This is a genomic window from Streptomyces ossamyceticus, assembly GCF_001418475.1.
In the GTDB taxonomy this organism is placed as follows: Bacteria; Actinomycetota; Actinomycetes; order Streptomycetales; family Streptomycetaceae; genus Streptomyces; species Streptomyces ossamyceticus.
In genome coordinates this window covers 1-5,584 of the sequence record NZ_LIQX01000321.1, presented here as the reverse complement: position 1 = coordinate 5,584, position 5,584 = coordinate 1, and the positions used below count along the sequence as shown (strand labels likewise).

5 protein-coding genes are annotated in these 5,584 nt (G+C 69.9%); 1 reads left to right on the top strand and 4 read right to left on the bottom strand.

The annotated features are described in order from the left end of the window. On the top strand, nucleotides 1-966 hold a 966-nt coding region (locus tag AOK15_RS23665; protein WP_055520115.1), incomplete at its 5' end, for a class I SAM-dependent methyltransferase. 474 nt (nucleotides 967-1,440) lie between these two features. Here AOK15_RS23665 and AOK15_RS23660 read toward each other — a convergent pair. The 4 genes from AOK15_RS23660 to AOK15_RS23645 form a co-directional block, all read right to left on the bottom strand. Further along, complete coding sequence (locus AOK15_RS23660; protein ID WP_055520113.1) at nucleotides 1,441-2,400, bottom strand: electron transfer flavoprotein subunit alpha/FixB family protein; 960 nt, start codon at nucleotides 2,398-2,400, stop codon at nucleotides 1,441-1,443. 38 nt (nucleotides 2,401-2,438) lie between these two features. After that, on the bottom strand, nucleotides 2,439-3,230 hold the full coding sequence (locus AOK15_RS23655; RefSeq protein WP_055520111.1) for an electron transfer flavoprotein subunit beta/FixA family protein: 792 nt from the start codon (nucleotides 3,228-3,230) through the stop codon (nucleotides 2,439-2,441). Nucleotides 3,231-3,254: 24 nt separating this feature from the next. Beyond that, the gene (locus AOK15_RS23650) at nucleotides 3,255-4,187 is read right to left on the bottom strand and encodes a 3-hydroxybutyryl-CoA dehydrogenase (RefSeq protein WP_079058649.1); all 933 of its coding nucleotides are present in this window, start codon (nucleotides 4,185-4,187) and stop codon (nucleotides 3,255-3,257) included. A 109-nt stretch (nucleotides 4,188-4,296) separates the two neighbouring features. Then, nucleotides 4,297-5,475: an acyl-CoA dehydrogenase family protein gene (locus AOK15_RS23645; RefSeq protein ID WP_107099498.1), complete on the bottom strand. Its 1,179-nt coding sequence runs from the start codon at nucleotides 5,473-5,475 to the stop codon at nucleotides 4,297-4,299. Nucleotides 5,476-5,584: the final 109 nt, after the last annotated feature.

The following is a 5,584-nucleotide window of genomic DNA, read 5'->3' as shown; positions in this document are numbered from 1 at the left end:
GACTGCCCCTGGTGCGGCGCGCGGCAGCTGCGTCGCCGCCTGCGCACCAAGGACCACCTGCAGCGAAAGCCCGGCACCTTCACCCTGGACCAGTGCCGCGACTGCGGACACACCTTCCAGAACCCGCAGCTCAGCCCGGCCGGACTGGACTTCTACTACCGGGACTTCTACGACGGCCTGTACGCCGAGAAGATCGGCGGCGCTCTGGACAGCGACGCCGCGAGGGAACGCAACCACGAGCGGGCCGTGGCCATGCGGCGGCACGCCCGGCCGAAGCGCTGGCTGGACGTCGGCACGGCGGGCGGTGACTTCTGCCTGGCGGCCAGGGAAGCACTGCCCGGCACCACCTTCGACGGGCTCGACATCGGCGCCCATGTGCTCGGGGCGCAGAAGTCGGGGCGCATCGAGCGGGCCTACCAGGGCTTTCTGCCCGACCTCGCGGACGAACTCGCCGGCCAGTACGACGCGGTGAGCATGTTCCACTGCCTGGAGCACACCACGGACCCGCAGGCACAGCTGGCCGCGGTGCACACCGTGCTCCGCCCCGGTGGCCACCTGATCATCGAGGTGCCCAACCCGGAGTCGCCCTTCGGCCGCCTCTTCGGCCGGTACTGGCTGCCGTGGTTCCAGCCTCAGCACCAGCACTTCGTGACCATGAGGAACCTGCGCCGGGCCCTCACCGAGCTGGGCTTCACGGTGGTGGCGACGGACCGCGAGGAGTCCCATATCCCCGTGGACTTCACCGCGCTCGTAGGGCTGTACGTGCTGCGGCTGCTGCCGTTCCGCGACGAGCCCTGGCTGCCCGAGCCCCCGGGCCGTCTCGGCGCCGCGGTCACCAAGACGGTCTTCTGGGCGGGCATACCGTTCTGCTTCCCGATGTACGCCCTGGACCGGCTCCTCGCCCCGCTGATCCGCCGGAGCCGCTTCTCCAACGCCTTCCGGGTGATCGCCCGCCGCGAGGAGTGACCAGCACAGCACGAGCTGGGACTGGAGGGCATGAAAGACGCCATGTGCGCATTGACCGGCACGAGCTGCACAGACGGGTCCTGCCGGGGCACCTTGTCCGACTGCACGACGGGCACCGCCGGAGCAGCCCCGCGGTGCCCGTCGCATCAGGTCCCCGTCCACGCCGACTCCCCGTCGACACGGTGTGCTCGCCGGTCCCAGTCCGTGCCGGTCTGCCGCAGAAGCTGCTGCGCCGCCGTGATATCCGTGTCCGCGCGACCGACGGTCCGCGCGACCGACGGTCCGCGGGGCGGACAGTCCGCGCCGCCGCGAAGCGGGTGCGGACGCCTCCGAGTCTCGGGTCCCTCAGCTTCGGTGCCAGCCGTGCCGACGGACGCCGCGCCTGCGTGTTCCCCACGTGTCCCCCTGCGGGCGCCCTGGTTCTTCTGTCTTCTGGTCGCGTCTCCCACCGGCCCGTACCGGGCCGCGAGGGGATCACCCCTTGCGGCGGGTCACCTCTTCGGTCAGCTGCGGTGCGACGGAGAACAGGTCACCTACGACGGCCAGGTCCGCGATGTTGAAGATGGGCGCCTCGGGGTCCTTGTTGACGGCGATGATGGTCTTCGAGGTCTGCATGCCCGCCAGATGCTGAATCGCACCGGAGATGCCCAGGGCGATGTACAGCTGAGGGGACACCGAGGTTCCGGTCTGTCCGACCTGGTACTGGTGCGGGTAGTAGCCCGCGTCGACTGCCGCGCGTGAGGCGCCGACGGCGCCTCCGAGGGCGTCCGCGAGTTGCTCGACGACCTTGAATCCCTCCGGCCCTGCCACGCCCCGGCCGCCGGAGACGACCACGGACGCCTCGGCGAGCGCCGGGCGGTCGCCTGCCGGGGCCGGGCGCCGCTCGATGACGCGGGCGGAGCCGGCCGGGTCCACCGACGGAAGGGTGAGGGGCTGTTCGACGGCCTGGGTCATCTGCTCCTCGGGCTCGAAGGCGCCCGGTCGTACGGAGATGACCGGCGTGCCGTGGGTGGCTCGTGAGGTCACGGTGTACGAGCCTCCGAAGACGATGTGAGTGGCTGTGCCCGAGGCGTCGAGGTCCACGGCATCGAGGAGCAGTCCGGCGTCGAGGCGGACGGCAAGGCGCGCGGCCACCTCGTTGCCCTCGACGGTGGCGGGGACGAGCACTGCGACCGGGGAGGCTTCGCGGGCGGCGAGCTCAAGGGCGCCCACCGTCGGGGTGACGAGGTGGTCGTCGGCGTCGGCCGACTCCACGGCGTAGATCCTGGTGGCTCCGTGGCACGCCAGCTCCTCCTTGAGCTGCGCGGACGGGCCGGTGGCGCTCACCACGACGGCAGCGGGTTCACCCAACCGCCGTGCGGCGGCGAGCAGTTCGAGGGTGGTCTTCTTCGCACGGCCCTCGGCGTGGTCGGCGAGGACGAGGACTTGGGGCATTTTTCTGGTCCTTGCGGGGTGGGGTGTCGGGCTGTGCCTCAGAGGAGCTTCTGGGCCATCAGGTGTTCGGCGATCCGCCTACCGGCCGAGCCGTCGTCGTCGCATCGTGTTCCGGCAGCTCGCGGCGGTCGCGGGACGGCTTGTGCGACCTGCGAACGCGCGGTGACGAACCTCTGGGAGTCGGCGTCCGGGAACACGTCGTCCAGGTCGAGGGTCCGGATCGGCTTCTTCTTGGCGGCCATGATCCCCTTGAAGGAGGGGTAACGAGGCTCGTTGATCTTCTCGGTGACGCTGACCAGGGACGGCAACGACGCCTGGAGCGTCGCTTCGCCGTCCTCGGTGACGCGCTCTGCCCGCACCTGCCCGTCGCTGATCTCCAGTTCGCGTACCTGGGTGAGTTGAGGCAGACCGAGCAGATCGGCGACGGCTGCCGGTACGGCGCCGGCGCGTCCGTCGGTGGCCGCGTTGCCCGCAAGCACCAGGTCGACGTCCTCGACGGCCCGGACGGCGGCGGCGAGCACGCGTGCGGTGGTGGGTACGTCGGAGCCGCGCAGGGCCTCGTCGCAGACGTGGATACCGGCATCGGCCCCCATGGCGAGGGCCTTGCGCAGGGCGTCGGCGGCCGGTTCGGGTCCCATCGTCACGACCGTGACCTGGGCACCGATGGTCTCCTTCAGCCGCAGGGCTTCTTCGACGGCGCGCTCGTTGATCTCGTCCAGGACGGGATCCAGGGCTTCGCGATCGAGCGTGAAGTGGCCGTACTCCCCCTCCGTGAGGGTGCGTTCGGCGCTGGTGTCGGGGACCTGCTTGACGAGGACGACGATGTTCATGGGTGGTTCTTCTCTCGGCGGAGCTCAGCGGGAGTAATCGTGGAAGCCGCGGCCGGTCTTCTTGCCGAGGAGCCCGGCGTCGACCATGCGCAGCAGGAGGGGCGGTGGGGAGTGCAGGGGCTCCTTGAACTCCTCGTACATGGAGTCGGCGATGGCCTTGAGTGTGTCGAGGCCGATGAGGTCGGCCAGCCGCAGGGGGCCCATGGGGTGGGCGCAGCCGAGGACCATGCCGTTGTCGATGTCGGCGGCGGAGGCGAAGCCGGATTCGAGCATGCGGATGGCGGAGAGCAGGTACGGCACGAGGAGAGCGTTGACGACGAATCCGGCCCGGTCCTGCGAGCCGATGACCTGCTTGCCGAGCACGCCGGTGACGAACTCCTCGGTACGGGCGCGGGTCTGGCTGCTCGTGAGCAGGGAGGGCACCAGTTCCACGAGGTCGAGGACCGGTACCGGGTTGAAGAAGTGGATACCGATGACCTGGCCCGGCCGGTCGGTGGCCATCCCGAGTTTCATGATGGGGATGGAGGAGGTGTTGGAGGCGAGGATCGCGCTCGGGCGGGTGACGACCTTGTCGAGGGTGGTGAACACCTCGGTCTTGATCTGCTCGTCCTCCGCGACCGCCTCGATCACGAGGTCGCGGTCGGCCATGTCCGCGAGATCGGTGGTGAAGTGGATGCGGCCGAGTGCGGCGTCGCGGTCGGCTTCGGTGAGCTTGTTGCTGCGCAGACCGCGGTCGAGGGAGGCGACGACTCTTCGGCGTCCTGCGTGCGCGGATTCGGGACCCGTCTCCCGGACGACGACGTCGAGGCCGGCGCGTGCACAGACCTCAGCGATGCCGCTGCCCATGAGTCCGGCTCCGACGACGCCCACGCGGCGGACGTCCTCGTGAGTGACGCCGTGCGCGGCGGACAGGCGCCGGGGCGACGGTGATGGGGTGGATGGTGCCGATGGGGCCATGGAATCTCACTCTCTGACGGGAACAGAAAGAAACGACGGACAGGGTCGGGCCCGGTTCCGGACGCGGGAAGGCCGCTCGCCGCGTCCGGAACCGGTGTGTGGGGCCGCGTCAGCGGTAGGCCGCATGGCCGGTGAGGGCCTGGCCGACGACGAGGGTGTGCATCTCGCTGGTGCCTTCGTAGGTGAGCACCGACTCCAGGTTGTTGGCGTGGCGCAGCGGCGAGTACTCCAGGGAGATGCCGTTGGCGCCGAGGATGGTGCGGCACTCGCGGGCGATGGCGATCGCTTCGCGGACGTTGTTGAGCTTGCCGACGCTGATCTGCTCGGGGCGGATGCGGTGCTGGTCCTTGAGCCGGCCCAGGTGGACGGCGAGCAGTGCGGCGCCGCCCAGGGACACGCTCATGTCGGCGAGCTTCTTCTGGGTGAGCTGGAAGGCGCTGATGGGCTTGTCGAACTGCACCCGGGAGTCGGCGTAGTCGAGGGCCGCCTGCAGGGAGTCGCGGGCGGCGCCGACCGCGCCGAACAGGATGCCGAAGCGGGCCTCGTTCAGGCAGGACAGCGGCCCGCGCAAACCCTGGGCGTGGGGCAGCCGGGCCGCATCGGGCAGCCGTACGTTGTCGAAGTGCAGCTCCGAGGTGATGGACGCGCGCAGCGACATCTTCTGCTTGATGTCCTGGGTGGTGAATCCGGGCGTGCCGCGCGGCACGAGGAAGCCGCGCACGCCGTCCTCGGTCTGCGCCCAGACGGTGGCCACATCGGCGATACCGCCGTTGGTGATCCACATCTTGGAGCCGTTCAGGATCCAGTCGTCGCCGTCGCGGACGGCCCTGGTGCGCATACCGGAGGGGTTGCTGCCGAAGTCGGGTTCGGTCAGGCCGAAGCAGCCGATGGCCTCACCGGCGGCGAGGCGGGGCAGCCACTCCTGCTTCTGTTCCTCAGAGCCCCACTTCCAGATGGAGAACATCGACAGCGAGCCCTGCACGGAGACGAAGCTGCGGAAGCCCGAGTCCGCCGCCTCCAGTTCCAGACAGGCCAGACCGTAGGAGACGGCGTTGGTGCCGGCGCAGCCGTAGCCGTCCAGGTGCATGCCGAGTACGCCCAGCTTGCCGAGTTCGGGGGCGAGTTCGCGTGCGAAGTGGGCGTTCTCGAACCATTCGCCGATGTGCGGGCGGACCCGGTCGGCGAGGAACTTGGCGACGGTGGCCTGGATCTCGCGCTCCTCGTCGCTGAGGACGAAGGAGAGGTCGATGAGGTCGAGGGGGTCCTTCATCGCTTTGGCGCTGCTCATCATGTGCTCCTGGAGAGGGGTGATCGGGGCGGGAGAAGGGATGCGGCGGGCGGTCAGGCGTCCAGCCAGGCCCTGAGGTCGTCGGTGTGCTCGCCGAGGCGGGGCGGGT